31 protein-coding genes, 1 tRNA gene and 1 pseudogene are annotated in these 26,728 nt (G+C 73.3%); 21 read left to right on the forward strand and 12 right to left on the reverse strand.

Annotated features, from left to right (window positions below; translation table 11 throughout):
* Nucleotides 1-94: 94 nt before the first annotated feature.
* A complete protein-coding gene (trxA, locus tag ACGFI2_RS08350; protein ID WP_393512641.1) occupies nt 95-457 on the reverse strand; it encodes a thioredoxin in 363 nt (120 codons plus the stop codon).
* 545 nt (nt 458-1,002) lie between these two features.
* On the opposite strand from trxA, the gene ACGFI2_RS08355 reads away from it, so the two are divergent.
* The 11 genes from ACGFI2_RS08355 (at nt 1,003) to ACGFI2_RS08405 (ending at nt 9,338) form a co-directional block, all read left to right on the forward strand.
* Nucleotides 1,003-1,518 carry a MaoC family dehydratase gene (locus ACGFI2_RS08355; RefSeq protein WP_393512643.1) on the forward strand — a complete coding sequence of 172 codons (516 nt, stop codon included), beginning with the start codon at nt 1,003-1,005 and terminating at the stop codon, nt 1,516-1,518.
* Nucleotides 1,519-1,609: 91 nt separating this feature from the next.
* Nucleotides 1,610-2,101 (forward strand): hypothetical protein, encoded by a 492-nt coding sequence (locus ACGFI2_RS08360; protein WP_393512646.1) that lies wholly within the window; start codon nt 1,610-1,612, stop codon nt 2,099-2,101.
* A 35-nt stretch (nt 2,102-2,136) separates the two neighbouring features.
* On the forward strand, nt 2,137-2,760 hold the full coding sequence (locus tag ACGFI2_RS08365) for a TrmH family RNA methyltransferase (protein WP_393512649.1): 624 nt from the start codon (nt 2,137-2,139) through the stop codon (nt 2,758-2,760).
* Nucleotides 2,761-2,854: 94 nt separating this feature from the next.
* The gene (locus ACGFI2_RS08370; RefSeq protein ID WP_393512652.1) at nt 2,855-3,541 is read left to right on the forward strand and encodes a DUF6758 family protein; all 687 of its coding nucleotides are present in this window, start codon (nt 2,855-2,857) and stop codon (nt 3,539-3,541) included.
* Between the two features lie 118 nt (nt 3,542-3,659).
* Nucleotides 3,660-3,818 (forward strand): hypothetical protein, encoded by a 159-nt coding sequence (locus tag ACGFI2_RS08375; RefSeq protein ID WP_013283898.1) that lies wholly within the window; start codon nt 3,660-3,662, stop codon nt 3,816-3,818.
* A gap of 6 nt (nt 3,819-3,824) precedes the next feature.
* Complete coding sequence (locus ACGFI2_RS08380; RefSeq protein WP_393512655.1) at nt 3,825-4,697, forward strand: PH domain-containing protein; 873 nt, start codon at nt 3,825-3,827, stop codon at nt 4,695-4,697.
* A gap of 103 nt (nt 4,698-4,800) precedes the next feature.
* Nucleotides 4,801-5,571 carry a SigE family RNA polymerase sigma factor gene (locus ACGFI2_RS08385; protein ID WP_393512658.1) on the forward strand — a complete coding sequence of 257 codons (771 nt, stop codon included), beginning with the start codon at nt 4,801-4,803 and terminating at the stop codon, nt 5,569-5,571.
* Nucleotides 5,568-6,848, forward strand: coding sequence for a hypothetical protein (locus ACGFI2_RS08390; protein WP_393512661.1), 1,281 nt, complete (start codon nt 5,568-5,570; stop codon nt 6,846-6,848). Before ACGFI2_RS08385 ends, ACGFI2_RS08390 begins: the two co-directional genes overlap by 4 nt.
* 10 nt (nt 6,849-6,858) lie before the next feature.
* Nucleotides 6,859-7,725, forward strand: a complete 867-nt coding sequence (locus ACGFI2_RS08395) for a PHP domain-containing protein (RefSeq protein WP_393512664.1) — start codon at nt 6,859-6,861, stop codon at nt 7,723-7,725.
* Between the two features lie 31 nt (nt 7,726-7,756).
* On the forward strand, nt 7,757-8,371 hold the full coding sequence (locus ACGFI2_RS08400; protein WP_393512667.1) for a MarC family protein: 615 nt from the start codon (nt 7,757-7,759) through the stop codon (nt 8,369-8,371).
* A 133-nt stretch (nt 8,372-8,504) separates the two neighbouring features.
* Nucleotides 8,505-9,338 (forward strand): RecB family exonuclease, encoded by an 834-nt coding sequence (locus ACGFI2_RS08405; protein WP_393513147.1) that lies wholly within the window; start codon nt 8,505-8,507, stop codon nt 9,336-9,338.
* A 7-nt stretch (nt 9,339-9,345) separates the two neighbouring features.
* On the opposite strand, the gene ACGFI2_RS08410 is transcribed toward ACGFI2_RS08405, so the two are convergent.
* Nucleotides 9,346-10,197 carry an oxygenase MpaB family protein gene (locus ACGFI2_RS08410; protein ID WP_393512670.1) on the reverse strand — a complete coding sequence of 284 codons (852 nt, stop codon included), beginning with the start codon at nt 10,195-10,197 and terminating at the stop codon, nt 9,346-9,348.
* 141 nt (nt 10,198-10,338) lie between these two features.
* Here ACGFI2_RS08410 and ACGFI2_RS08415 point away from each other — a divergent pair, with 141 nt between their 5' ends.
* The gene (locus ACGFI2_RS08415; RefSeq protein WP_393512673.1) at nt 10,339-10,821 is read left to right on the forward strand and encodes a DUF2231 domain-containing protein; all 483 of its coding nucleotides are present in this window, start codon (nt 10,339-10,341) and stop codon (nt 10,819-10,821) included.
* A gap of 7 nt (nt 10,822-10,828) precedes the next feature.
* Here ACGFI2_RS08415 and ACGFI2_RS08420 read toward each other — a convergent pair whose 3' ends face one another.
* Nucleotides 10,829-10,993, reverse strand: coding sequence for a hypothetical protein (locus tag ACGFI2_RS08420; RefSeq protein WP_393512676.1), 165 nt, complete (start codon nt 10,991-10,993; stop codon nt 10,829-10,831).
* 962 nt (nt 10,994-11,955) lie between these two features.
* Between ACGFI2_RS08420 and ACGFI2_RS08425 the strand changes: the two genes are divergently transcribed.
* Complete coding sequence (locus tag ACGFI2_RS08425) at nt 11,956-12,132, forward strand: hypothetical protein (protein WP_393512679.1); 177 nt, start codon at nt 11,956-11,958, stop codon at nt 12,130-12,132.
* 16 nt (nt 12,133-12,148) lie between these two features.
* Here the strand turns inward: ACGFI2_RS08425 and ACGFI2_RS08430 are convergent, their stop codons facing one another.
* Nucleotides 12,149-12,631, reverse strand: a complete 483-nt coding sequence (locus ACGFI2_RS08430; protein ID WP_393512681.1) for a flagellar biosynthesis protein FlgA — start codon at nt 12,629-12,631, stop codon at nt 12,149-12,151.
* Between the two features lie 312 nt (nt 12,632-12,943).
* On the opposite strand from ACGFI2_RS08430, the gene ACGFI2_RS08435 reads away from it, so the two are divergent.
* Nucleotides 12,944-13,174, forward strand: a complete 231-nt coding sequence (locus ACGFI2_RS08435; protein WP_393513188.1) for a hypothetical protein — start codon at nt 12,944-12,946, stop codon at nt 13,172-13,174.
* Nucleotides 13,175-13,188: 14 nt separating this feature from the next.
* On the opposite strand, the pseudogene ACGFI2_RS08440 reads toward ACGFI2_RS08435, so the two are convergent.
* Both ACGFI2_RS08440 and ACGFI2_RS08445 read right to left on the reverse strand, forming a co-directional pair.
* Nucleotides 13,189-13,395, reverse strand: a pseudogene (locus ACGFI2_RS08440) (FmdB family zinc ribbon protein); the annotation flags it as partial.
* Nucleotides 13,392-14,039, reverse strand: coding sequence for a 5-formyltetrahydrofolate cyclo-ligase (locus ACGFI2_RS08445; RefSeq protein ID WP_393512684.1), 648 nt, complete (start codon nt 14,037-14,039; stop codon nt 13,392-13,394). The pseudogene ACGFI2_RS08440 and the gene ACGFI2_RS08445, both read right to left, overlap by 4 nt.
* A gap of 84 nt (nt 14,040-14,123) precedes the next feature.
* Here ACGFI2_RS08445 and ACGFI2_RS08450 point away from each other — a divergent pair, with 84 nt between their 5' ends.
* From ACGFI2_RS08450 to ACGFI2_RS08475, 6 genes are all read left to right on the forward strand, one after another.
* Nucleotides 14,124-16,313, forward strand: a complete 2,190-nt coding sequence (locus tag ACGFI2_RS08450) for a diguanylate cyclase (protein WP_393512687.1) — start codon at nt 14,124-14,126, stop codon at nt 16,311-16,313.
* A gap of 9 nt (nt 16,314-16,322) precedes the next feature.
* Complete coding sequence (locus ACGFI2_RS08455; protein WP_393512690.1) at nt 16,323-17,312, forward strand: UTP--glucose-1-phosphate uridylyltransferase; 990 nt, start codon at nt 16,323-16,325, stop codon at nt 17,310-17,312.
* Complete coding sequence (glp, locus tag ACGFI2_RS08460) at nt 17,309-18,622, forward strand: gephyrin-like molybdotransferase Glp (RefSeq protein WP_393512693.1); 1,314 nt, start codon at nt 17,309-17,311, stop codon at nt 18,620-18,622. Before ACGFI2_RS08455 ends, glp begins: the two co-directional genes overlap by 4 nt.
* Nucleotides 18,623-18,689: 67 nt before the next feature.
* Nucleotides 18,690-19,328, forward strand: coding sequence for a GNAT family N-acetyltransferase (locus ACGFI2_RS08465; RefSeq protein WP_393512696.1), 639 nt, complete (start codon nt 18,690-18,692; stop codon nt 19,326-19,328).
* A gap of 179 nt (nt 19,329-19,507) precedes the next feature.
* Entirely contained in the window at nt 19,508-20,290 is a 783-nt protein-coding gene (locus ACGFI2_RS08470; RefSeq protein ID WP_393512699.1) for a hypothetical protein, read from the forward strand.
* 223 nt (nt 20,291-20,513) lie between these two features.
* Nucleotides 20,514-20,587: transfer RNA gene (locus ACGFI2_RS08475), tRNA-Ala, on the forward strand.
* Between the two features lie 101 nt (nt 20,588-20,688).
* On the opposite strand, the gene ACGFI2_RS08480 is transcribed toward ACGFI2_RS08475, so the two are convergent.
* The 4 genes from ACGFI2_RS08480 to ACGFI2_RS08495 form a co-directional block, all read right to left on the reverse strand.
* Nucleotides 20,689-21,168 (reverse strand): RrF2 family transcriptional regulator, encoded by a 480-nt coding sequence (locus ACGFI2_RS08480; protein WP_393512702.1) that lies wholly within the window; start codon nt 21,166-21,168, stop codon nt 20,689-20,691.
* 26 nt (nt 21,169-21,194) lie between these two features.
* Nucleotides 21,195-21,692: a cupin domain-containing protein gene (locus tag ACGFI2_RS08485; protein ID WP_393512705.1), complete on the reverse strand. Its 498-nt coding sequence runs from the start codon at nt 21,690-21,692 to the stop codon at nt 21,195-21,197.
* 225 nt (nt 21,693-21,917) lie between these two features.
* A complete protein-coding gene (locus ACGFI2_RS08490; RefSeq protein WP_393512709.1) occupies nt 21,918-22,835 on the reverse strand; it encodes a hypothetical protein in 918 nt (305 codons plus the stop codon).
* Nucleotides 22,832-23,188, reverse strand: coding sequence for a PadR family transcriptional regulator (locus ACGFI2_RS08495; protein WP_393512712.1), 357 nt, complete (start codon nt 23,186-23,188; stop codon nt 22,832-22,834). The genes ACGFI2_RS08490 and ACGFI2_RS08495 overlap by 4 nt, the downstream gene beginning before the upstream one ends.
* A gap of 186 nt (nt 23,189-23,374) precedes the next feature.
* Here ACGFI2_RS08495 and ACGFI2_RS08500 point away from each other — a divergent pair, with 186 nt between their 5' ends.
* Nucleotides 23,375-25,489: a cellulase family glycosylhydrolase gene (locus ACGFI2_RS08500; RefSeq protein ID WP_393512714.1), complete on the forward strand. Its 2,115-nt coding sequence runs from the start codon at nt 23,375-23,377 to the stop codon at nt 25,487-25,489.
* 42 nt (nt 25,490-25,531) lie between these two features.
* Here the strand turns inward: ACGFI2_RS08500 and ACGFI2_RS08505 are convergent, their stop codons facing one another.
* Nucleotides 25,532-25,996 (reverse strand): hypothetical protein, encoded by a 465-nt coding sequence (locus ACGFI2_RS08505; RefSeq protein ID WP_393512717.1) that lies wholly within the window; start codon nt 25,994-25,996, stop codon nt 25,532-25,534.
* 87 nt (nt 25,997-26,083) lie between these two features.
* Nucleotides 26,084-26,713, reverse strand: coding sequence for a G5 domain-containing protein (locus tag ACGFI2_RS08510; protein WP_393512720.1), 630 nt, complete (start codon nt 26,711-26,713; stop codon nt 26,084-26,086).
* Nucleotides 26,714-26,728: the final 15 nt, after the last annotated feature.

The raw sequence follows: 26,728 nt of genomic DNA on the forward strand, positions 1-26,728 counted from the left end.
GGCCATTTCTGGCTGTCCGTCCCGCCGGTCACCAGGCAGGGAGAACGACGCCGGCCGGGCCCGTGGTGGGCCCGGCCGGCGGCCAGGGACGTGCTCAGTGCTTGTGCTCGGCCAGCTTCTTGCGGACGTCGTCCATGTCCAGCTGCTGAACCTGCTCGATGAGGTTCTCCAGCGCCGACTCGGGCAGCGCGCCCGGCTGGGCGTACACGATGACGCCGTCGCGGATCGCCATCACGGTCGGGATGGAGCTGATGTTGAACTTGGCCGCCAGGTCCTGCTGCGCCTCGGTGTCGACCTTGCCGAAGGCGATCTCCGGGTGCTTCTCCGAGGAGCGCTCGTAGACGGGGGCGAAGCGCTTGCACGGGCCGCACCAGTCCGCCCAGAAGTCGAGCAGGACGATGCCGTCGCGCCCGGTCACCTCGTCGAAGTTGGCCGTGGTCAGCTCAACCGTTGACATTGCACTCTCCGATCACCGCGGATTGCCGTACGTCCGGTGGAACCAAGGTCGATCCAGGGGAATTCCCGTGGCCTGCCTGGCGAAACACCAGGCCGGCCTGGGGAGATCCTCAGCACATCGAACTCTATCTGTCCCTAGGGGTCGTGCGGATCGCAAGTGCAGGACGCAGTTGCGTGACGGGACGTGATGGGAGCGTTTCCAGGGAGATCACGCTGAGTTCTTGCTACGAACCGGTAACTTGCGGCTTGACGAGGGGGTATCCGGCCTGCGGAGATCGCTTACTGAGGGGGCCCCTATAACGCTGAGTAGTGTTACGAAAAGATAAATGTGACGTCCATCTCTGTCGGCGCGGTGCCCCGTACGGCAGAATCTTCTGCATCAGAGCGTGGGCGGCGGGTGCCGGGGAGGGCCCCGCCGCTCATTGCGTCTCCCCCCAGGTGGCGCCCGGTGTGACATTTCCGCCGCGCGAGCGCCCCGACCCTCGCCTTAACCAGCGGTAAGGCATGCTGTGCCGAACTCCATCGCCGCCCGTCGAAGGGACCAGGATGCAGTTCGGCCGCTACTACGAGGAGTTCGAGGTCGGCGCGGTCTACCGGCACTGGCCGGGCAAGACGGTCACCGAGTACGACGACCACCTCTTCTGCCTGCTCACCATGAACCACCACCCGCTCCACCTGGACGCCCACTACGCGGAGTCCGCCTCCCAGTTCAAGCGCAACGTGGTGGTCGGCAACTACATCTACTCGCTGCTGCTGGGCATGTCGGTGCCCGACGTCAGCGGCAAGGCGATCGCCAACCTGGAGATCGAGTCGCTGCGGCACGTCGCCCCGACCTTCCACGGGGACACGATCTACGGCGAGACGACCGTGCTCGACAAGCGCGAGTCGGCCTCGAAGCCCGACCGCGGCGTGGTCGCGGTGGAGACCCGGGGCTACAACCAGGACGGCACCATGGTCTGCGTCTTCCGGCGCAAGGTCATGGTCCCCAAGCAGGAGTACGCGGCCGCCGCGGCGCCGGACGGCGTCGACCCGGAGCGCCCGAGCTTCCCCCGGCCGCGCTGACCCGGACGCCCGCCACGCGGGTCCCGTCGCCGTTCGGCGGGGACGGGGCCCGCAGCTCCGCCCGGGGCATATGCTCTGGCTGGAGGTCCCCATGAGCCACTCCGTCGCCGGAGAGCCGTCCTCTGCCGGTCGCCGCGCCGCACCGCCCACCACCGCCGCGTACACCGCGGCGGAGTGGGACCTGCTGACCGACCTGCCCGGCCGGGTCCTCGTCGCCGCCGCCTCGCCCGGGCCCGGGCGCCCACACCGTGGCGTCACCGCCGGGCTGGCCGGCCTGGACGCGGTGGCCGCCGGCCGGGCCTTCGACAGCGACCTGATCCGCGCGGTGGTCACCGCGATCTACGCCCGCCACGACGGCGCGGCCGAGCGCGGCGAACGCCTCACCGACCTGGTGGACCTGCTCGCCGCGGCCCGGGCCGCGGTGCGGGTGCTGCGCCGCCGGGCCGACCCGGCCGACTCCGCCGCGTACCGGCAGTGGGTGGAGTCGGTGGCCGCCCGGGTGTGTCGCGCCGGCCAGACCCCGCCCAGCCCGGCCGACCGGCGGTTCCTCGACCGGCTGGGCGGCGCGCTCGACCTGCGCTGACGGTGCGGCCGGTCGGCCCGTACCCTCTGCAGACCGTGACCGACGACCAGCTCGACGTGGGGGTGGGGCCGTGGTCCGGTGACCCGCCGGACGACCCGCGCCTCGATCCGGAGCTGCTCGCCGCCGGGGACCGGCGCAACGTGGTGGACCGCTACCGCTACTGGCGGCGGGAGGCCGTGGTGGCCGACCTGGACCGGCGCCGGCACGACTTCCACGTGGCGATCGAGAACTGGCAGCACGACTTCAACATCGGCACGGTGGTCCGCAACGCCAACGCCTTCCTCGCCGCCGAGGTGCACATCGTCGGGCGCCGGCGGTGGAACCGCCGGGGTGCCATGGTCACCGACCGCTACCAGCACGTCCGGCACCACCCGACGATCGAGGAGTTCGTCGCCTGGGCGGCCGGGGAGCGGCTGCCGGTGGTCGGCATCGACAACCTGCCCGGCTCCCGGCCGCTGGAGACCGGCGTCCTGCCCCGCCGTTGCGTGCTGCTGTTCGGGCAGGAGGGACCGGGGCTCTCCCCGGTGGCCCGGACGGCCTGCGACGCGCTCTTCTCGATCGCCCAGTACGGCTCGACCCGTTCGATCAACGCGGGGGTGGCCAGCGGCATCGCCATGCACGCCTGGATCCGGTCGTACGCCGGACCGCCTCCCGGCTGACGGTTGTGCCGCCGGACGGAAATCCCATGTTCATCGGCCCGGCCCGCTTGACGCCCCGCCGCGGCCGGGTGACGGTGAAGGCGTGACAGTCGCGGTGAGTTGTCCGAGATGCGCGGGCCCGGTGCGCGAGCCGGACCTGATGCACGGCGAGTACCGGTGCACGCGCTGCGGCCCGGTCGTGCCCCTGCACGTGCCGGAGCACATCAGCGCCGAGATCATGGCGAGCGTGGTCCAGCGGGTGGCCGCCGACGGCGAGCCGGTCGACCGGCTGGGGATGCCGCTGTGGTGCCCATGGCCGCTTCCACCGGGTTGGACGCTGACCGGGGTGGCCTGGGCGGGTGACGACCGGGCCGGGATCCGCGCCACGGTGGTCGCCTGCGCCGGCCCGGCGCCGCTCGACGGTGGACCGGCCGACCTGATCTTCGTCGCCGAGGAGCCCGGCGTCGGCCTGGGTTCCCGCTTCGCGGGACTGCCCGGCCCCGATCCCGGCCCCCAGGTCGAGGAGGCGCTGACCGATCCCGGCCCTGGTCATCCCGAGCGTGTGCCGCACGCGAAGATCCGGGTGGGGGGTCATCCCACTCCAATGTGGCTCGTGCGGTCCGAAACGGATCGAAGCGCGTACGCCGGCGAGGCTCGGGGAATGTGGCTCCATGCGATAGCCTGGCCGGCGAGCGCGGGTCACCTCCTCGCGGAAGAGGTCGTGCTGCACGACCTCACCGAGTGGACGCCGCCCGAGCTCGTGTACGGCGCACCGTCCCCGTACCTGCACGGGCAGGCCTGACCGGCCGGCACCGGCGAGTCGGGGAGCGGACGCAGATATTCACGGTACGACACCATGCTGATACTCTGGGTGCCGCTGCGGTAAACGGACCCGGCTCCGCGCGAGAGGATGGCCCGCTATGGTCAAGAAGGTCCTCACCTGGGCCGGCATCGCATTCTTGATCTTCTTCGTCGCGTATCGGCCGAACTCGGCCGCCGACGTGTTCAAGTCTCTCGGTGGCGGCATCATGGACATCGCACAGGGCTTCGGCGACTTCTTCACCAACCTCGTCGCCTAGCCGCCCATGGGAAGCCCTTCCGGTCCCCCCTTCGACCCGGACGATCCCGACCGGGCACGCCGGGAGCGCGACACCGAGCCGATCCCGCGGATCGACCCGGACGACGGTCCCGGCTACGGCGCCGGCCCCGCCTACGGGGCCGGGCCCTCCCTGTCGGACGATGCCGCGTTCGGCGACGGTCCCGGCTACGCCGGTGAGGGCCGCTCCGGCCGCGCCTGGGCGCGCGACCCGGAGGGCTACCCGGAGCAGCCGATCTCCGAGGAGGAGCTGGCCGGTCTCCGGGTCGACGCCTCCGGCATGGCCCCACGCCGCGTGCTGCCGCTGGAGGACGAGCCCAGCTCACTTGTCGCCCGCTACCTCTTCCCCACCGAGCGCTACCGGGGCGAGTGGAAGCGGCACTGGATCCACCTCACCACGCCGATCATCGTCGGCATCGCGGCCACGTTCGTGCTCGGCTACCTCTCCGGCTTCCTCGCCGGGCGCGACGTCGGCGCGCTGACCACGGTCGCGGTGCTGCTCTGGTTCGCCGTGATGGGCTGGGTGGCCTGGCGGGTCGCCGACTGGTGGTACGACCGGTTCATCCTGACCAACAAGCGGGTGATGGTGGTCAACGGGATCATCACCCGCCGCGTCGCGATGATGCCGCTGGTCCGGGTCACCGACATGAAGTACGAGCAGACCCCGACCGGCCGCGCTCTCAACTACGGCACGTTCGTGCTGGAGTCGGCGGGTCAGGAGCAGGCGCTGCGCGAGGTCAAGAACCTGCCCAACCCGAACGAGCTCTACCTCCGCGTGGTGGAGGAGATGTACGAGCCGCAGGCCGTCGAGGCGCGGTTGGGCAAGGAGGCCGACGAGGCCAAGGCCGACGACGGCGCCTGAAACTTTTCGTCCGAACATCGGAAGGACTGCACACCTTTCGCCGTCGACCCGACCTACTCGGCCGTGGGAGCCTGCCAGGCAGGACGGGGGCGCGGAGGTGAGCGTGGCGAGCAGGGATCCGCTGGAGGAGGAGTTCCGCGAGTTCGTCGCGGCCCGCTCCGGTGCCCTGCTGCGCACCGCCTACCTGCTGGCCGGTGACTGGGCGACCGCCGAGGACCTGCTCCAGACCGCGCTGACCAAGACCTACCTGGCCTGGAAACGGCTCGGCGGGATCGACGCCATCGAGCCGTACGCCCGCCGGGTCCTGGTGAACACGTCGACCAGCTGGTGGCGCCGCCGCTGGCACGGCGAACGACCGACCGAGGTGCTGCCGGAACGGGCCGGCGTCGACGAGATCGAGCACCAGCTCGACCGGGACGCGCTCTGGCGGCAGCTGCAGGCGCTGCCCGCCCGCCAGCGCGCCGTGCTGGTGCTCCGCTTCTACGAGGACATGTCGGAGGCGCAGACGGCCGCCCTGCTGGAGATCTCTCCGGGCACGGTCAAGAGCCAGACCTCCCGGGCGTTGAACACCCTGCGCCGCCGGCTCGGCTCCGAGGCCGCCCTGGGCCTGCCGGCCGAGGTGCCGCAGACGTCCCCGCCCGCGCCCGCCGACCGCCGCGCCTCGTCCACCCCGTCCACCGCGCCGGCCCGGCCCACGCCCGGGCGGCAGCCCGCATCGGCCGGCCAGCGCACGCCCGCCGGCCAGCGCACGCCCGCGCGCCGATCCGGGTCCGCCGGCCCGCCCGCGAGCCCGGCGCCCCGCCCGGCCACGCCACTGACGACGACGCCCGCCCCGGTCCGTCCGGCCGTCGGGATCGCGGCGGAGACCCGATGAGCGGCATTCGGCCCGCCGCTGACAACCGGACGAGCAGCCCGGAGCGTCCATTCCCCGTGGGCGAGGACGAGCTGGAACGGGCACTGCGGGAGACCCTCTCCCGCCGGGTCGACAGGCCCGGCCCGCTGCGCCCCGATCCGGCGGGCGACGTGCTGCGGCGGGCGCGCCGCAGCGGACGCCGCCGGGCGCTCACCGGCCTGGCCCTGGCGGGAATGGCGACGGTGCTGGTCACCACCGGGATGGCGCAGCTCAGCGAGCCGGGCGGGCGCGAGGGCACGCCGACCGTGGTGCTCGGCGACCCGCGTGGGCTCTCCGCGTCCCCGCTGCCCACCGCGCCCACTCCGGTGTCCCGGCCCGGTCCGGTCCGCGCCGAACTCGACCTGCTCGTCGGCGACGTGCTGGACACCAGCGGGGGCGAGCGGCGGGAGTTGACCGGGGTGAGCGGCGTCGAACGGGCGCAGCGGATCCACGACCGGGAGGGCTGGCTGCTCACCTCGGCGGCCACCGCCGCCGGTCGTACCCTCTGGTGGGTGTCCGCCGCGGACGGCACGCCGCAGGTGATGCTCGCCGTCGCGGACGCCGTCGCGGTCTCCGCCGACGGCCGGCAGGTGGCCTGGCGGGACGGCCCGGACCTGGTCGCCGCCGGGGTGGTCGCCGGCCAGCTCATCGCGCCCAGCCGGGTGGCCGCGCCGACCGGCGTCGTGCCGGTCGGCTTCACCGGCGACGACGTGCTGGTCAGCCAGCCCGACCGGGGCGGCATGAGCGTCTGGCGACGCGCGATGGGCGGGGTGCCCGGCGCCACGAACCCGGACGTACGCGCCGTCTACGGCACCCGCCCGGACGGGCTGGTGGTCGGCCTGGTCGCCACCGGGCCGGCGCGGCGGCCCTGCCTGGCGCTGCTCGACCCGGCCCGTGACCTCACCCCGACGCGCACCGGCTGCGGCCCGGAGCTGGCCGCCGACGGGCTCGGCACGGTCTCGCCGGACGGGCGCTGGCTGCTGGCGAACGGCACCGGCCGCACCGCCGTGCTGATCAACCTGGCCGCACCGGCCGGCGCCCCGACGGCCCACCCGGCCGGTCCGCGGCTGGTCGGCACGGCGGCCTGGACCCACGCCGGCGCCGCGCTGCACGTGGACGCCACGGGCGGGCTGGTCCGGGTCAAGCCCGACCGGGTGCTGGCCGGTGAACGGCCGACCCCGTCGACGCTCGACGGGATGGCGCCGGGGCAACGCCCGGTGGTGGTGGCCGACACCCCCGTCGTGCCGGACGGGGCGTAGCGTCGGGCGGGTGAGCGTTCCCGCCCGCATCGACCTGCACACCCACTCCACCGCCAGCGACGGCACGCTCGGCCCGGCCGAGCTGGTCGCGGCCGCCGCCGAGGCCGGGCTGGACGTGGTGGCGCTCACCGACCACGACACCACGGCGGGCTGGGCCACCGCCGTCGCCGCCCTGCCGCCCGGCCTCACCCTGATCCGCGGCGCCGAACTCTCCTGCCGCTGGTTCGGCGCCGAGCCGGCAGTCCCGCTGCACCTGCTCGCGTACCTCTTCGACCCGGAGGCGCCGGAGCTGGTCGCGGAGTTGGCCCGGGTCCGGCGGGCCCGCGAGGTTCGCGGCGAGCGGATCGTCCGGCTGCTCCGGGCCGACGGCATCCCGGTGAGCTGGTCGGCGATCCTGGCCGGCGCGGCCGGCGGCACGGTCGGTCGGCCGCACATCGCGCAGGCGCTGATCCGGGCCGGTCTGGTCGCCACCACCACCGAGGCGTTCGGGCCGGACTGGCTGGGGGAGCGGTACCGGCTGCCCAAGGACGACATCGACGTCTTCCGCGCGGTCGAGCTGGTGCGGTCGGCCGGCGGGGTGCCCGTCTTCGCCCACCCCAGGGCCAGCCGGCGCGGCCGGATCGTGCCGGACGAGCTGATCGTCGACCTGGCGGCGGCCGGCCTGGCCGGCCTGGAGGCCGACCACGAGGACCACAGCCCGGCCGAGCGGGAGCACGTCCGCCGCCTCGCCGCCGAGCTGGGCCTCCTGGTCACCGGCTCGTCGGACTTCCACGGCACGCACAAGGCCGTCCGTCTCGGCGCGCACACCACGAGCCCCGAGGCGTACGAGCGGCTGGTCGGGCTGGCCCGGGGAGTGACCCCGGTCGCTTCAGGCTGAAGCGTTCCGGCGGCACGGCTACCGTGTCCGCGTGGATCTCAAGCTCTTCGGCGAGGTCTTCGTGACCCTGCTGGTGATCGTCGACCCGCCCGGAATGATGCCCATCTTCCTCGCGCTCACCGGGCCGCTGCCCGCCCGCGACCGGAACCGGGCCGCCTGGCAGGCCGTGGCGCTGGCGCTCGGGGTCATCGTGATCTTCGCGGTGGCGGGGCAGACGATCCTGGCCTACCTGCACGTCGACCTGCCCGCGTTGCAGGCCGCCGGTGGCCTGCTGCTGGTGCTGGTCGCGCTGGAACTGCTGACCGGCAAGGCCGACGACCCGAGCCAGCAGGTCACCTCCAACATCGCCCTGGTGCCGCTGGGCACCCCGCTGCTGGCCGGGCCCGGCGCCATCGTGGCCACCATGCTGTTCGTGCAGCGGGCCGGCGGCGTGACCGACTACGTGGCCATCGCGCTCGCCATCGTCGCGGTGATGGTCGCGGTCTGGGTGGTGCTGCGCTTCTCCGGCGGGATCGTCAAGGTGCTCCGCCCGGGCGGCATCGAGGTGCTGACCCGGATCGCCGGCCTGCTGCTGGCCGCCATCGCCGTGCAGCTCATCGCGGACGCGATCGCGGCGTTCGTGACCGAGTACCTCAACAACGCCTGAGCGGTCCGTCCGATGTCGTAGCCGGATGGCAGGATCTCCGGGTGTGCGACGACCTTCACCGACCGGACGACCCGCCGGCGGCCGGGCGCCCCGGCCCCGCGGCGAGCAGGCCGAGCAGCTCGGCTTCGCGGGCATGCCCGAACGGCTGTTCGTCTGCACCCCCAGCAGGCTGGGCGCCTACGCCGACTGCCCCCGGCGCTACCGCTACGCGTACGTGGACCGGCCGGCCCCGCCGAAGGGGCCGCCCTGGGCGCACAACTCGCTGGGCGCCAGCGTCCACACCGCCCTGAAGAACTGGTATGCGCTGGCCCCCGACCGTCGCCGTCCCGAGGCGCTCGGCACCCTGCTCAAGGGCACCTGGGTCCGCGAGGGCTACCGCGACGACGAGCAGGAGCGGGACGCCTTCCGGCGGGCGCTGACCTGGCTCGAGTCCTACGTGGCGGGCCTCGACCCGGCCGACGAGCCGATCGGCGTGGAGCGGGTGGTCGCGGTGAAGACCGCCGTGCTGGCGTTCAACGGCCGCACCGACCGGATCGACTCCCGCCCCGGCCCGGACGGGCGGCCCGAGCTGGTCATCGTCGACTACAAGACCGGCCGCACCGGGCTGGACGCCGACGACGCCCGCGGCTCGCAGGCGCTCGCGCTCTACGCGTACGCGGCGGAGCGGGTGTTCCGGCGACCGTGCCGCCGGGTCGAGCTGCACCACCTGCCCACCGGCACGGTCGCCGCGCACGAGCACAGCCCGGAGTCACTGCACCGGCAGCTCACCCGCGCCGAGGAGACCGCCCGCGACATCATGGCCGCCGAGCGGGCGGTGGCCGGCGGGGCCGACCCCGACGAGGAGTTCCCCACCGAGCCGGGGCCGCGCTGCGGCTGGTGCGACTACCGGCGCACCTGCCCGGCCGGGGCGCAGGCGCCGGGCAAGGACCCGTGGTCGGCCGTCGAACGCTTCGCCGACGCCGACTGAAAGAGCTTCAGGCTGCCGCGAGCCGGGCCGCCCGCTCCTTGGCGGTCTGCTGCAACGGCCCCTCCCGGTAGCGCCGCGGCACCGCCGCCAGGGCGAGCCGCAGGGCCCGCACGCCCACCTCGGCCGAGAGCGCGGTGGTGGGCAGGCCGAGCCCGCCGTACAGCCGCAGCGCCCAGGGCGGCAGCAGACCCAGCGCGGTGCCGGCCACCCCCAGGTACGCCCAGCGCGGCGGGCCGAGGTTCAGGCCGAGCTTCACCGTCGGGCTGAGCTTCCACGGGATCGGCGGAGCGGTGAGGAACAGCGCGGTTTCGGCCGCCTCCCGGGTCATCCGCAGCTCCGGGCGTACGTCCCGGTAGTAGGCCTCCACCTCGGCGGCGGTGCCCGGCACGTCCGCCGGGTCCAGCCCGACCAGGGCGGCGGCTCGGCGCTGCTCGGTGTAGTAGCCGTCCACCTCGTCGTCGGTCAGCGCGAGCCCGGCCCGCCGCGCGGTGCTCACGAACGACTCGACCTCGGTGACGTGCACCCAGCGCAGCAGGTCCGGCTCGTCGACGCGGAACTCCGCACCGGTGAACAAGTCGGTGGCGCGCATCCGGGCGTGCAGCGTACGCAGCCGCCGGCCGGCCGCCTCCGCCTCGGCGGTGGTGCCGTAGATCGTCGTCGCCACGTAGTTCGCCGTCCGGACCAGCCGGCCCCAGGCGTCGGATCGGTAGTTGCTGTTCTGCGCCACCCCGGCCATCGCGCGCGGGTGCAGCGCCTGCAGGTAGAGCGAGCGCAGGCCGGCGACGATCAGGACCGGTTCCTCGTGCACCTTCCACGTGACCGATTCCGGACCGAACAGGCCGAAGTCGTCGGTGTCCACCGATCAAGAGTGCCACGCCGGGTGGCGGTATCCGGGCGGGCCGGTGAACCGGAACGCTGCGCCGTGCGTGGATGTCGATGTGTGTCCACGCCGCGTCGTACGCTGACCGCGCGCGAATCCGTCCATTCGCCGGAGGTGTAGGTGTTCAGGGAAGTCAACGGTCTCCCGGGCCACGTCCTGGTCATTCACGCCGTGGTGGTGCTGGTGCCGCTGCTGGCGCTGCTCACCGTCGCGTACGGGGCGCTGCCCCGCTGGCGGTCCCGGCTGGACTGGGCGGTGGTGGCGCTGGCCGTGGTCACCCCGATCCTCGCCTGGGTGGCGACGGAGTCCGGCGAGGAGCTGGAGGAGGCGCTGGAGTCGCGCGGCTACCCGCCCGAGGGGCTCCAGAAGATCCACGAGCACGCCGAGTACGGCGAGACGCTGCTCTGGTTCACGCTCGGGCTGGCGGTCGTGGCGCTCCTGCTGGTGCTGAGCGCCAAGGGCTTCGCCCGCACCCGCGACCTGCCCCGTTGGGTGCCCCTGGCGCTGACCGCCGTGGCGGTCGTGCTCGCCGTGTTCGCGCTGATCTACGTCTACCTGACCGGCGACAGCGGGGCCAAGATGGTGTGGGACGGCATCGTCTGAGGCTCGCCTAGAACAGGATCCGCGAGCAGAGCAGACACGTCAGCAGCAACAGCACCACGCCGACGACCGCTCCGATGCCGTAGGTGAGCTGTTGGGCGCGCTGCTCGGAACGGTCCATGGCGGCCATGTCCTGCGGCGGGAGCCGCCGGGGCGGCGGCACCTGCACATGCACCGGCGGTCGCCAACCGGGCGGCGGCGGTGCGCCGGCCGGCGGTCCGGCATACCCGCCCGGCCCGCCCGGCGCCGGGCGGCCGGCGGGACCGGCCGGGCCGGGCCACTCACCGCCGGTCGCGGTCCAGCCCCCGACAGGGGCGGCCGGGTCCGGCCTGGCCCACGGGCTCTCCGAGGCACCCTCACGCGACCATGGGCTGGCGCCTTCGGTCACACCCGCCTCGGGGACGTGAGCCGCGCCGGTGTCGGGTGTCGGGGCTCCGGCGGCGCCGGTGTCGGCCGTCCGGGCTCCGGCGGCACCGATGTCGGGCGTCCGGGCTCCGGTGGCGGCCGTCCGGGCTCCGGCGGCACCAGCCTCGGAGGTGCGGCGCCGGGCCCCAGCGGAGCCGCCGTCCGGGCCGGCTCCGTCGGGATGTTCCGGGCCGCCCGGGCCGGTGCCGGTGGCGGGGCTCACCTCCCTGGGCGCGCCCTCGGGAGTACGTCCCGTGCCGGCCGGCCGGTCGTCACCGGGCCGGTGCGCGGCCGGTGATCCGTCCGCTGCGGCCGGCTGCTCGGGGCGTCGCCAGGTCTCGTCGTCGGAGTTGCCACCGCTCGGCGTCGTCACGCCGACCGACGCTACCAACGCCCCGGCCGGTCGGCCGCCCGACGCGGCGAGCGTCGATCCGCCTACGGCGTCAAGTTCGGCCGGCAGCCCGGGCTCGGCCCGAGACGCCGGCCCGGGATCGCGCGCGCTGGACCGACCGCCCCGAGACGCCGGCCCGAGGCGAAGGCTCGCCCTCCCGAGCCCACCGAGCCCGAGCCCACTGAGCCCACCGAGCCCACTGAGCCCATGAGCCCGCCGGACCCGCTGAGCCCGTCCGGACGCCGCTCGCGTGCAGAGCGTGGCGGCGCGGGGAGGGCGGGCCGGGATCTGAGGCGTCCGGAGGGCCGAGGTGGTCGTCCGCGGCGGTATCGTTGCTGCTCGTGACCGACCCCGGCATCCGGGTCCCGCGCGGCGACGACGACCGCGTGGTCGACCTCAGCGAAGATTTCGTGGTGCTGCCCGAGCAGACCACCGACGACACCGACCGCGGCTGGGGCGAACGCCCCGACCGCAGCGACGACTGGCTGCTCGCGGAGCGCCCGCCGCACTGGGAGTGACCGGTCGGGGCCGGGGTCAGCCGCGTACCACCACGGCGAAGCGGCTGCCCTCGGGCAGGCCGACCGCGCGCCGGGCCTGCTCCGGTGGGAGCGCCAGGTAGAGCGCCGAGGACCCGTCGACCGCCCCGGTGGGGCCCACCACGTCGAGCACCAGCGCCCGTGGGGCGAGCAGGCTCGGGTCGGGCGACCCGCCGGCCGGCACCACCAGCAGGTCCACCCGGGCGCCCGGGCGCAGCACGGCGAGGGCAGCCGGCTCGGCCAGCCGGATCGGTACGCCGACGGCCCCGGCGGGGAGCGTCGGAGCCCCGGTCGGCCCGGCCGGGCCGGGCGCCGTGGCGTCGCCGACCCGGGGTGGCCCGGGTGGGCAGTCGCCCGGGGTCTGCAGCACCGCTGCGGCCAGCCCCAGCAGCACCGCGACCAGCGTTACCCGGACCAGCGTTCGGCGTCGGGGCAGCCCGCGCCAGCGCACCGGTCGCAACGTCGACTCCGCACCCGCCACCGCCGGCCTCCCGCCCACCGTCCGCCCCGTCCCGCCAGCAGGCTAAGCGGGTCTTGACGCTCCGCGCCGCCCCGCCTCTCGCCCCTGTGGATAACCCGCCATCCTGTGGACAACGGCCCGGTCCGGGGCGTTGCGGTTGCCAGGTCGGGGAGGTGGCTGTTTCCGGGCGGGTTGATACCGCCACCTCGCCGAGGTGGCGCGGGCGATCCAGGAGAGACCGCCCCCGAGGGGCGAAGCGCGAGAAGTGGCCGTCCCCAGCGGGACGGCCACTTCCGGGAAGCGCGAGATCAGGAGGAGCTGGAGGCCGACGCCTTGCTCGCGGTCGAGCCGGAACCCGACGAGCCCGAGCCCGACCCCGACGAGGACGACGACCCCGACGAGGAGGACGAGCCCGACGACGATGATGAGCCCGACGACGATGACGAGCCCGACGAGGAGGACCCCGACGACGAGGAGTCGGACGAGGACGACTCCGACTTGGCGGGCTTGTCCGTGGCGCCGGCGGCATTGTCGGAACCGGACGAACGGGAGTCCGTGCGGTAGAAGCCGGAGCCCTTGAACACGATGCCGACCGAGTTGAAGAGCTTGCGCAGCCGCCCCTCACACGCGGGACACTCGGTCAGCGGCTGGTCCGAGAAGGACTGCACCGCCTCGAGCTGGTGACCGCACGCGATGCAGGCGTACTGGTACGTGGGCACGTTCTCCTCCGGATCTGGCACGGCCGGTCTGGCACTCGTGGTCTTCGAGTGCCAATGGTGCGTCATCGCACCCGGATTCGTCCAGCGGAAGCGCCCGGTCCCACACCCGGCACCGCGACCAGCCCGTCCCCGGGCGTGATCACGCAGTGCACCGGCCGGTCGTGCGGGCCGGCGGGAACCGCCGGGACCAGCTCGCCGTCGTGCAGGAGCGCCACCGTCGGCACGGTCGCGGGCACCCGGGCCAGCGCCCGGTCGTACGAGCCGCCGCCCCGGCCCAGCCGCACGCCCCGGCGGTCCACCGCGAGCGCCGGCACCACCACCAGATCGGCCCCGGCCACGGCGGCCCGGCCGCACGGCGGCGCGGTCGGCTCGCGCAGTCCCCGGCCGGCGGCCCGCAGCGACTCCCGGTCGGTGTAGACGGCCCAGTCCAGGTCCAGGTCGTCCCGGAGCACCGGCAGCAGCAGCTCCGCGCCGGCGGGCAGCGCGGCTCGCAGCACCTCCGGGAGGTCGTGCCCGCCGGGCTCCGAGGAGACCGGCACGTAGGCGGTCATCCGGGCCGGCCGCAGCCGGCGTACCAGGGACGTCAGCTCGGCCTGCACGGACGCCGCCGCCTCGGCCCGGCGGGTCGCGGGCAGTGACCGGCGGGCGGCGAGCAGCGCGACGCGCAGCTCCCGTTTCGCCTCGTGCACCTCATCCGAAAAATCCGGCACGCAACACTCCTGACGCAACGCTTGCCTACCGGTCGCTCTGTGTCAGCATCGCACCAAGGGGCGCGCAACTTCCGGGGGGAAGGCTTGACGCTACGCGGGCGGTTGACGGTGGCCTTCCTCGTGGTCGTCCTCGGCCCCGTGCTGCTCGGCGCGGTCTTCGTCGGCACCACCCTGAGCGCGGTCGACCGCAGCCGCGCCACCGAGCGGCTGGGGCTGGCCGCGGCCGGCGTGCGTACCTCGGTCGACGCTCTCTGCCAGCAACTGCGCGCGGCGGCCGACGCGGTCGCGCTGGTCGTGGACCCGGCGGCCCGGTCACGTGCGGCCGACCAGGTGGTCGGCCGCGGTCTGGCCGCCGCCGTCGTGATCGCCGACCCGACCGGCCGGACCAGCTACGCCACCGCCGGCGGGCCGGCCGGTCCCTGGCAGGACTGCGCCGGCACCCCGGCCGGCCCGGTGGGCGCGCTCGCCGTCCAGGTCCGGCTCCGCGACCCGGCCGGCGTCGACCTCGGCGCGGTCGCCGCGGCGCAGCCCGTCGACCCGGCCTTCGTGGCGCGGCTCGCGGCCGTGACCGGCGTCGGGATCACCCTCCTCGGCGACCCCGGGCGGATCACCCACACGACCGAGGACCAGGGGGTACGCGCGGCGGTGCTGGCCGCCGCCCGCCGGGTGGCCGGGGACCGGGTGGCCGGGACCCGCGACGGCCGGTACGTGCGCCGGGTCGGGCCGTCCCCTGGTCAGCCGCTGCCGCTGGTGCTCTCGGTGCCGGGGCAGCGCCCGCCCGGCCTGTACGGCGCGCTGGCCGCCGCGGTGGTGCTGGCCGCGCTGCTGGCCGTGCTGGCCGCGTGGCGGCTGGCCCGGGTGACCACCCGCCCGCTGGTCGAGCTGGCCGGTGCGGTGGACCGGGTGGCGCACGGCGACCTGACCGCGCGGGTGCCGGTACGCAGCCGGGACGAGATCGGGCGGCTGGCCGGCGCGTTCAACCGGATGACCCGGGAGACCGGCAGCTACGTGGCGGCGTTGACCAGCAGCCGCGACCAGCTCCGCAACCACCTGGTGGTGCTCGGCGACACGCTGGCCAGCACCCACGACCTGCAACGCATCCTGCGGGTGATCCTGGACAGCGCGATCGCCGGGACCGGCGCGCGGGCCGGGGCGGTGCTGCTGCTCGACGGCCACGGCGTGCTGGTCGGCCAGTGCGTGGAGGGGCTGACCGGGCGCTGGCCGACCGAGGACCCGGCCGACCCGGCGACGCTGCGGGTGCCGGTCGGCGCCGGGGTGGTCGGCGCGGTGGCCGCCACCGGGGAGCCGCTGCGCGGCCGGTGGGCGCCGCCGGACGCGCCGACCGGGGAGCCGACCTGCGGGACGTACGTGGCGGTGCCGTTCGCCGCGCCCGGCGCGGCCGACGCGCGTGGCCCGGACCGCCCCGGCCACCCACCGGCCGACGGCGATCCGCCCGCCCCGCCCAGCGCCGCGCTCGGCGTGCTGGCGCTCTACGACCGGCTCGGCGGCGACGAGTTCGACGACGACGACCTGGTCATGCTGCGGACGTTCGCCGGGCACGCGGCGGTGGCGGTGGAGAACGTCCGGGTGCACGAGGAGGCGCAGCGGCTCTCCCTCACCGACCCCCTCACCGGGCTGTGGAACTACCGCTACCTGCGCGAGTCGATCCGGCGGGAGGTGGAGCGGGCGAACCGGTTCGGCCGGATGCTCAGCGTGCTCGCCCTCGACCTGGACCGGTTCAAGCACGTCAACGACACCTGGGGGCACGCCGCCGGGGACGCCGTGCTGGTCGAGTTCGCCCGCCGGGTACGTGGCGTGATCCGCGAGGTGGACCTGGCGTTCCGGCACGGCGGCGAGGAGTTCGTGGTGCTGTTGCCGGAAACCGACGCCCGGGGCGCCACGATCGTCGCCGAGCGGCTCGGCGCGGTGGTGCGCGACCAGCCGGTGCCGGTCGACGGGCACGGCGACGAGCCGGTGCGGGTGCCGGTGACCGTGTCCATCGGCATCGCCGTCTACCCGGACCACGCCGGCGGCGGCCAGCAGGTGCTCGACGCGGCCGACGACGCGCTCTACGCGGCCAAGGCCGCCGGCCGGGACGGCTACCGGCTGGCGCCGGTCGGAGATCCGGTGCGCACACAGGAGATTCCGGTGGTGGCGGCCACGGTCAGCCCGCCCGACGGGCTGCCGAGGGCGGGCGCGGCGGACCCGGCGAGCGCCGCACCGGGCGGCGCGTCTTCCGGTCCTCACCCGCCGCGGCAGAGCCGTGGCCGATAGTCTCGCGACATGTCGGAGCACTCAGCGAACCCCTCAGCGACCTCCGGTCGCTCCCGCGCGGTCAAGGCCGTCATCCCGGCCGCCGGCCTGGCCACCCGGTTCCTGCCGGCCACCAAGGCGGTCCCCAAGGAGTTGCTGCCGGTCGTCGACCGGCCGGTTCTGCAGTACATCGTCGAGGAGGCCACCCAGGCCGGCATCACCGACGTGCTGCTGATCACCGGGCGGGGCAAGACCTCGATGGTCGACCACTTCGACCGGCGGCCCGACCTGGAGGAACGGCTCGCCAAGAAGCCCGATCTGCTGGCCGCGGTCAAGCGCACCGAGGAGCTGGCCGCCATCTACACCTGCCGCCAGCCGGAGCAGCTCGGCCTGGGCCACGCGGTCGGGTACGCCGAGTCGCACGTCGGCGACGCGCCCTTCGCGGTGCTGCTCGGCGACGAGTTCGTCAAGCCCTCCGAGCCGCTGCTGCCGGCGATGCTGGAGCTGCAGGCCCGCACCGGTGGGGTGGTGCTCGCGTTCTTCGAGGTCGACCCGGCCGAGACCAGCCGCTACGGCATCGCGTCGGTCGAGCCGGCCGAGTCGGAATACGCCGACATCGCCGAGGTCGTCAAGGTCACCGGGATGGTCGAGAAGCCCAGCGCGGAGGAGGCGCCGAGCAACCTGGCCGTCCTCGGCCGGTACGTGCTCCCCGGGCGGATCTTCGACGCGATCCGGCGCACCGAGCCGGGCAGCGGCGGCGAGATCCAGCTCACCGACGCGATGGAGTTGCTGCGCACCGAGGGTGTGCCGGTGCACGCCATCGTCTACCGGGGCACCCGCTACGACACCGGTATGCCGCTCGGCTACCTGCAGACCGTGGTCCAGATCGCGTCCGAGCGCGACGACCTTGGCGCCGAGTTCCGCAAGTGGCTGGCCGAGTTCGTCAACAAGGGCGACGAGACCGTCACCGACGCGGTCCTGAACGGCCTGCGTGACACGTCCGGCGGTGCCAATACATGACCGCGACGGCCGACGCCGAGGCGGCCGCGAACGAGTTGACGCCGCTCGCCGACTACCTGGGCAGTGTGCTGCGCAGGTTACGCGCGCTGCCTCCGCTCGACCTCGACCTGACCCAGGCGTACGGCAACGTGCTCGCCGAGGACGTGGTCGCCCCGCACTCGTTCCCCGCCTTCGACCAGGCGGCGGTGGACGGGTACGCCGCGCGCTGGGAGGACATCTCCGGAGGGGGCCGGGGGCCGGGCTACGTCCCGGCCCCCTCCGGTATGCCCGGCGGGCGCAGCATCCGGCTCAACGTGGTCGGTGACCTGGGCGCGGCGAGCTGGCGGCCGGTCCGGCTCACCCCCGGGGCATGCTTCTCGGTGGCGGCCGGTGCGCCGCTGCCGATCGGCGCGGACGTGGTGGTCCCGGTGGAGTGGACCGACCAGGGCATGGCCGCGGTGGAGATCTTCCGCGCCCCCAAGCGCGGCTACGGCCTGCGCCGCGCCGGGGACGAGCTGGTCGCCGGCACGCTGCTCGCCCGCGCCGGCGCGTACGTCTCGCCGGCCCTGGTGGCGGTGTTCGCCGCCACCGGCATCGGGCACGTGGTGGTGCGGCCCAGCCCTCGGGTGGTCATCGTGGCCACCGGCGACGAACTGGTCGACGTGGGCCGGGGCAGCCAGCCCGGCCAGGTGGTCGACACCAACTCGCACGCGTTGACCGCGGCGGCGGCCGAGGCGGGCGGGCTCGCGTACCGGGTGGGGATCTGCGACGACGACCCGGAGGCGCTGCGCGGCCTGCTGGAGGACCAGACGCTGCGGGCCGATCTGATCATCACCACCGGCGGCACCGGCACCGGCCCGGGCGACATGGTCCGCCGGATCCTGTCCCGCCGCGACGGCGGCCGGGCCGGGCCGGTCTCCTTCACAGAGGTCGCCCTCTATCCGGGAACGGCTCTCGGGTTCGGTACGGTCGGCGCCGAGGAGGTGCCGGTGGTGTGTCTTCCCGGTGAGCCCGGCGCGGCGTTGATCGGCTTCGAGGTGCTGGCCCGCCCGGCCATCCAGCTGCTGGCCGGCGCCGAGCCGGTGTTCCGGCCGAGTGTGCGCGCGCACCTGCTGGAGACGGTCTCGTCGCCGGTGGGGCTGCGCGAGTTCCGCCCCGCGCACGTGGCCGAGCGGCGCGGCGGCGGCTACACCGTGCAGCCGCTGGCCGGCGGTCCGTTCACGCTCTCCGGCCTGGCCGAGGCGAACGGCCTGCTGGTGCTCGGCGAGCGGGTCACCACCGCCGCCGCGGGCTCCACCGTGGACGTGCTGCTGCTGGACCGGCGCCGGTGAGCGCGAGGAGTGCAGCGAAGCGGAGCCCCGCAGTCGCGAACGGTTCGGGTTCGGTGAGGGTTCGGTGATGTTCCGGCGGGCGCCGGGGTGGCCGGTGGTGCTGGTGGACGGTCCGGTGGTGCTGCGGCCCTACCGGCGTTCCGACGCGGTGGCCTGGTCGACGATCCGGCGGGCCAACCGGGACTGGCTGGCCCCGTGGGAGTCGCACGTGCCGGGCGGTTGGGACGAGACGAACTCGCCGGCCGCGTTCCGCCTGGTCCACGCCGACCAGCGGAAGTCCGCGCGCACCGGCGACGGCATGCCGTTCGCGGTCTGCCTCCGCGAGGACGGGCAGGAGCGACTGGTCGGTCACCTCAACGTGGGCAGCATCGTCCGGCGGGCGTTCTGCTCCGGGTACGTGGGCTACTGGGTCGACTCCCGGGTGGCCGGGCGGGGGGTGATCCCGACCGCGGTCGCGCTCGCCGTGGACCACGCGTTCGGCCCCGGTGGCCTGCACCGGATCGAGGTGAACATCCGGCCGGAGAACGTCCCGTCCCGGCGGGTGGTGGAGAAGCTGGGCTTCCGCGAGGAGGCCTACCACGTGCGGTACATGCACATCGACGGCGCCTGGCGGGACCACATCGGATACGCGATGACCGGCGAGGAAGTGGCCGCCGAGGGCGGGCTGCTGGCCCGTTGGCACCGCGTACGTGACAACCGGCGCTGACCCGTTCGGGCGGTGACCGCCCGGCGCGGCGCACGGTGAACCGGGTCGGCGGCCCGTAACCTCAAGTAACTGCAAGCTGTGGCAAGCGCTGTCCGCCCGCATGATGTGCGCCGTTAACGAGAGTCGACGGAAGAAGTTGCGGCCGTGTGGCGCTCGCCCCGAACTTGGTGACGGGAGGGGTGAGGGTGCCGACGTCGGTGCTCCTCGCCGTCCTCGCCGCCGCCGGTCTGCTCGCCTTCGCTCCGGCGCTGGTCCGCCGGTACGACGCCACCGAGCGGCTGGTGGCGGAGCGGGCGCAGTCGACGGCGCGGGTGCTCCAGCGCGAGCGTCGTCGCCGCACCGTGCCCGGACGACAACCGCTGCACCCGCCCCGTGCACTAGTCGTCACCTTGAGTGAGGATTCCGACACGGGTGGTCTTTCCCGGCCGGTTTCCGCCCCGCCCGTCCGGCGGCGCTCCGGCCGGCTTCGGCCGGTGTCGGCGGTCCCGGCGCAGTCCCGCCGACGGCACCCGCCCCGACGCCGGCACACCCCGGCGGTCTACCGCCGGCGCCGGGTGCTCGCCGCGCTGCTCCTGCTCAACCTGGTCGAGCTGGTCGGCGTGATGCTTGTCGGCCCCGGGTTCTGGATCAGCGTCTCGGTCACCGGCACGCTGCTCGTCGCGTACGTCGTACACCTGCGGCAGCGGGCCCTGGTCGAGCGTCGGCGGCGGCGCGCGGACGCCCGGGAAGCGGCCTGGCTGGCCGCCCGCCAGGCCGAGGTGCGCCGCGAGCAGGCCCGGCGCGCCGCGGCCCGCCGGGAGGCGCAGCGCCGGCTGGCCGCCCAGCGGGAGGCGGTCCGGCGTACGGCGATGGGCCTGGACCGACCGGCGGACCTGCCGCCGGCCGCGAGTGGCGGCTCGGTCTCCTACCGGCGGGCCGGTGGCCTGCGCGGCCGCCCCTACCAGTCCGGCCGAGGTGCCTGACCCCTGCTTGCCTTCCCCGGTCGGCGGGCGGCCTCTGCGATCTTGGAGTTGTGGTGCCAGGGTTTGTCCCTTCAGCGGCTTATCAGAGGTGCCACAACTCCAAGATCGAGGGACTGGATGGTGTGGGGCAGGCCGGTTCGCGCGGCGGGGGTGGTGCCTGTTAGCCTTGGTGCCGGCCCGCCCGGTGAAAGCCGGGTGGGACCTGCGCCGGTTCGCCGGCGGAGGGGCTGTGGCGCAGACCGGTAGCGCACCTCGTTCGCATCGAGGGGGTCAGGGGTTCAAATCCCCTCAGCTCCACCCAGTTCAAAGGCCGTTTCCCCTGGTGGGGGACGGCCTTTTTTCGATCTTGTACTGCAGCGAAGTGCAGCAGTCGTCGACCGCGCAGGCGATTGAACGGATCATTGCCCGGCGAAGCGGGCGCGTGTGTTGCGCGGTGTCTCGGGAAAGTGCCGTTCCACGTCCTCTCGGATCTCGGCCAGTGTCTGCGCGGCGAGTTCCCGCCGCCAGGCGATGTCCGCGCGTCGCATGCCGCGGGCGAGCAGGCAGGTTTGGCGGTAGTCGACCTCCGGACGGCCGCCCGGTCCGTGGCGGAGGATCTGATTGCATACGAAGGCTTCGTCGGGTCCCTCGATCGCAAGCACGACATCCAGCAGCGTGATGTCCTCGGGGGCGCGGGCGAGTCGGAACCCTCCCCTGGGTCCCGGTTGCGACGAGAGGATCCCGGCTCGCACCAGCGCCTGGAGCTGCTTGTTCAGGTATGCCGCCGGAAGCTCGTAGAACGCCGCGAGCTTGCCGGTCGGCACCGCCTGGTCAGGTGGGAGCCAGCTCAGGTTCAGGCAGGTGTGAAGCGCCCACTCCACGCCCTGGCTCATCTGCATGGTTCGTGACTATAGAGATCGAGGCCCTATGCCGTGGCGCGGGCTTCGCGCCAGGCCGGGCTGTCGACGTAGTGGTTGTCGAAGCGGTCGCCGGTGGCGGCGACCTCCGCCCATGTGGCCTCGCCGCGGTGCGCCCTGTCGAGCAGACGGTAGTACTCAAAGCGCTCGCGGCCGGGCGTGAGTACGACCAGGACGTCGGCGTCGCAGCCTGGGGCCGGGGCGAACGCATGCGGGGTGCCTGGCGGAACCACGAGGAAGTCGTCCTTGTTGAGGACCGTGACCTCGTTGCCGATGAGCATCTGCAGCGAACCGTCGAGGATGAAGAACATCTCGGCGGAGTGCTTGTGTAGATGCGGCGGCGCACCGTCGGTGCCCTGCTTGAGCAGGCTGCGGTTGCTCGTGAGCCGTTCCCCGGTGTGTTCGGGGTCGGCCAGCAGCGTGATGACGCTGGTCGGGTCGGCGTCGAGCATCTCAGCATCGCCGGCGCGGACGAGGGTGGCCTGGGAGGTGGCGGGGGTTGTCACTTTCTGCCTCCTTTGGGGTTGGTGGTTCCAGGCCATCATATTCTGGATGTGTGGTATCCAGGATTATTCTGTGGGCAAGGCCACACGGGGGATTGCGCGGTTCGCCTCGGCGCTCCTCGCCGATAGGCAGGTGCTGACGGAGTGGGCGACCTGTGCGGCGGGGGACGATCACGCTCAGTCGAGATGGCGTGTCATCCAACACCCTGAACGTTCGTGGTCAGAGCATTAGATGCGAGCTTGGCGGCGGCCTGCGATTGTGCCGGCCGCAAGCGTGATCACCATGACTGCCGCGAGAACAAGGATCGCGGTGATGGAGATGTCCAGTGGCCATCCCGCTTGTTTCGAACCGAGCAGATAGGTGGCTTGTGCCAAGGCCGGCGCCAGGAGAAGCACCGAGGCGACGATGGGCATCCGTGCATCGACCGGCGCGGTGATGACGGCCAGTGCGGCGAACGCGCACAGGGACATCAGTGGTGCATCCAACCAGCCGTTGAGCGGGCTCGGCGCCAAAGCGACGACTGCCAGTGCTCCGAGGACGGGCCAGGCCCACGGTCGGGCCACGGGCGTTCGGGGTGCGCGGAGCAGTCGCAGCAACGCCAGCGAAGCCAGCAGCGCTGGCCAAAACTCGGGAAGCATCGCGTCCTGGAGGTCATAAACCGACGAGAACCAGAACGACGGGTCCCACCCGTTTGCCGACAGATGTTGCGCGGCCACGGTCAGGATCGCCGCAGCGAATGCTGGCCGGTAGCTACCCCACGCCGCAGCGAAGAGCGCGATGGTCAGCAGCGTCGGAATGACGATGAACCACCATCCGCCGGGGTTGTACGGCCCCTCCGACAGCATCGTCACCAAGACCCCGATCGGGCCTCCGGCCCGCTGCGTCATGCCGTACACGAGCAGGGACAGCGCGGACAGCCGCAGCGCAGAGTAGCCCAGCGCCGATCGCGAGCCGAGACGGTCAACACCGGTGCGGGCCCGCAGCCCGCCGACCACGAGCGCCACCGCTTCTCGACGGTCCAGCCGCCGCCGCTCGTCGTCAGCCGTGACAAGCAGGGTTTCGAGCATCTCGTCGGCCCGATACTGCCGGTAGGCGCGGGGGTAGGCCCGCAAGAGCCACCGGTAACGGCGCTCCAGTTCGGTCATGCCGGCACCACCCAGCCCGCCGCAGGCGTCGAGCGGACGGAACGGTCCCGAACGACGCTCGCCGCCGCAGCCATCCGCTCTGCTTCCGCCCGCAGGGCGGACATGCCTCGCTGGGTCAGCTCGTACGTGCGGCGGGCGCGGCCGTTGACCACCGCTTCCTCGGCCACCCGCACCATCTCCTCACCGGTGAGCCGGTCCAGAGCGGCGTAGAGGGTGCCCGTCGTGAGGCGTACCCGCCCGTCGGACAACTCCTGCGCCCGCTTGACGATCGCGTAGCCGTGCAAGGGCTCGTCCTGCAACGCGGCCAGGATGAAGTAGGTAGGTTCGCGCATCGACGCGGACGTTCTGGTCATGCTGTCTACATAAGCAAATGATCGACGTATAGGTCAAGACTTGATGTAGCGCGACGGCGGCGCGGTCGAGCGACATCAACGGTCGCCGATTGACAATGTTTGGAATCCAAACTTAATCTCGCGCTGGGCGGGGTGCGCGCCCGCCCTACCCGTCCACGCGCACACCCACCACCCGAAGGAACCACGATGCTCGGCTTCTCCCGTACCGCGAAGCGGGCCCGAATGCGGGCCGGCCTCGTCGCGGCCACCGCCGCGACACTCGTGGCCGGCACCGCCCTCCTGGCGACCAACGCCCAGGCGGCGGCCGGCTGCCGCGTGACCTACACGACCGCCAGCCAGTGGGCCGGCGGCTTCACCGCCAACGTCGCCGTCACCAACCTCGGCGACCCGGTCAACGGCTGGAGCCTGCGCTGGACGTTCCCGTCCGGTCAGCAGGTCACCCAGGCGTGGAACGCCACGGTCAGCTCCTCCGGCGCCCAGGTCACCGCCACCAACGCCGGCTACAACGGCGCGATCGCCACCAACGGCAGCGTCTCGTTCGGCTTCAACGGCTCCTGGTCCGGCGCCAACACCGCACCGACATCGTTCACGCTCAACGGGGTCGCCTGCACCGGCGGCGTCGTCGGGACCACCGCGCCGCCCAGCCGCACCCCGCCGGTGACCACGCCGCCGCCCACGACTCCGCCACCCACCACGCCGCCGCCGGCCGGCAACGCCATGGCGGCGGTCGCCGCCATGCAGCCCGGCTGGAACCTCGGCAACTCGTTCGACGCGGTCGGCGCGGACGAGACCGCCTGGGGCAACCCGCGGGTGACCCAGGCGCTGCTGGACAACGTGCGGGCGCAGGGCTTCAACAGCATCCGGATCCCGGTGACCTGGAGCAACCACCACGGCGGCGCCCCGAACTACACCATCGATGCCGCCTGGCTCAGCCGGGTACGCGAAGTGGTCGGCTGGGCCCTCGCGGACGGCTTCTACGTGGTGATCAACATCCACCACGACTCGTGGCAGTGGATCAACACGATGCCCACCGACCGCACCACGGTGCTGAACCGCTACAACGCGCTCTGGACGCAGCTCGCCGCCGCGTTCCGGGACTCCTCGTCGAAGCTGGTCTTCGAGAGCGTCAACGAGCCGCAGTTCACCGGCAGCTCCGGCGACGCGCAGAACGCCACCCTGCTCAACGAGCTGAACACCTCGTTCCAGCGGATCGTCCGCCAGTCCGGCGGCGCCAACGCCACCCGGCTGCTCGTGCTGCCGACCCTGCACACCTCGGCCGAGCAGGCCCGGGTCGACGAACTGGTCAGCACGTTCAACGCGCTGAACGACCCGAACCTGATCGCCACCGTCCACTTCTACGGCTACTGGCCGTTCAGCGTGAACGTCGCAGGCGGCACGACGTTCGACGCCACCGTGCAGCAGGACCTGACCGACCAGTTCGACCGGGTCTACAACGCGTTCGTCACCCGGAACATCCCGGTGATCATCGGTGAGTACGGCCTGCTCGGCTTCGACCGCCACACCGGCACCATCGAGCAGGGCGAGAAGCTCAAGTTCTTCGAGTTCCTCGGCCACTACGCGCGTAGCCGCAAGCTCACCACCCAGCTCTGGGACAACGGCCAGCACTTCGACCGTACGTCCTTCGGGTGGAAGGACCCGGAGCTGTTCGCGCAGATCAAGTCGAGCTGGACCACCCGCTCCGGCACCGCGTCCCGCGACCAGGTGTACGTGCCGCGCACCGGCACGATCACCGCCAAGAGCCTGACCCTGAACCTCAACGGCACCATGTTCCAAGGGCTGCGGCAGGGCACCACCGACCTGGTCAACGGCACCGACTACACGGTCTCCGGCAGCACCCTCACGCTCACCGCGTCGGCGCTCACCCGGCTGGTCGGCTCCCGGGCCTACGGGGTGAACGCCAACCTCCAGGCGCGCTTCTCCGCCGGCGTGCCGTGGCGGATCAGCATCATCACGTACGACCCGCCGGTGCTCGGCAACGCCACCGGCCCCACCAGCGGGTTCAACCTGCCGGCGCAGTTCCGGGGCGACCAGCTGGCCACCATGGAGGCGAAGTACGCGGACGGCAGCAACGCCGGCCCGCAGAACTGGACCTCGTTCAAGGAGTTCGACGTGACGTTCGCGCCGGACTACAGCAGTAACACGATCACGTTGAAGCCGGAGTTCTTCGCCGAGGTCAACGACGGTCAGCGGGTCACCCTGACGTTCCACTTCTGGAGCGGCACCAAGCTGACCTACCACGTCACCAGGTCCGGCAGCACCGTCACCGGCACGGTGAGCTGACACCGAACCGGCTCCCCGGCAGCGTCCGCTGCCGGGGAGCGGTCAGGCGGAACGCAGGTCGGTGACCATGACCGGGTACGGGCCGGCGGGCACGTCGGGCGCGGCCCGGTCGTCCGGCACGACGTTGTCCATCCGCATCCGCAGGCGCCCCGGCTCGACGGCCTCGAACCCGATCCGCCACGCCCAACCGTCGCCGTACTCACCGGTCAGCTCGACCGGGGTCGCCCCGCCCACCGCGCCGGTCAGCGTCATCGTCGTCGGCTGCTGGTGCCACGAGTCGCCCCACCAGGCGACAAGCGAGCCCGGCTGCTCGCCGGCGGCGATCACCACCAGGCCGTCCTGCGGGCCGTCGTCCGGATGCGCCCAGGAGTAGGCCACCGTGGTCAGGTGGCCACCGGCGGCGGTCGCGACGGTGAGCGTGGCGGGTGACTCGACGAGCGGGTCGGCGGGCATCATCCGGAAGCCGTTGGTGCCGGCCCAGGAGCCGGTCACGTCCGCGAGAACCATCGGCCCAGCATAGGTTCGTGGAGGCCGCGCCACCGTCCGCACCCGACGTGCTGGTAAGCCGGGCAGGCGGGGTGGACGGTCCATCCGTCAGTCGTCGCACCCGACCCCGTCGCCATCCCGGTCCAGATCGTAGATGTCGCTACCGATGACGCGGACCGGGCCGTCCACGTACGCCGGACCGTTGCCGCTGCCGCCCGAGCAGTCGACGTCGCTCGCGATCGGCACGCAGGCCCCGGTGTAGTTCGGGTCGCACCCGCGCGTCTGCTTGGTGCCGACGGCGACGACCTGCGTGACCGGCTGCCTGGTGACCACCGAACGAATCAGCTTCTTCGCGGTCTGCGTTCCGTCGGTGACCGTCACCTGATAGGTGAGTGTGCGGACACCCGCGACCCCGCGAATGCGGACCTTCTTCGTCCCGTCCGGCAGGGTGGAGTCCTTGACCGTCCTGGTGGAGTAGGCGATCTTCATGGTCGAGGTGATGGTCCTGATCTGGACCTGGGGCGGTGGGGACGCGCTCTGGCTCGCCTCGGTCGGCGACGCGGCCGGAGTCGAGGTCGCCAGATCCGCGATCGCCGGTGCGGGTGCTGCGGCCTCGACACCCTTCGTCGCGGACGTGGCTGGTGCGGCGTCCTTGTTGCCCGGTTCGGCCGGGGAATCGGTGCTCATACCGATCGCCACTCCGCCGCAGCAGCAGAGCACCAGCACGCCTGCGGACACGATCGCGACCTTCGC

Source organism: Micromonospora sp. NPDC049282, from assembly GCF_043197045.1.
Taxonomy (GTDB): domain Bacteria; phylum Actinomycetota; class Actinomycetes; order Mycobacteriales; family Micromonosporaceae; genus Micromonospora.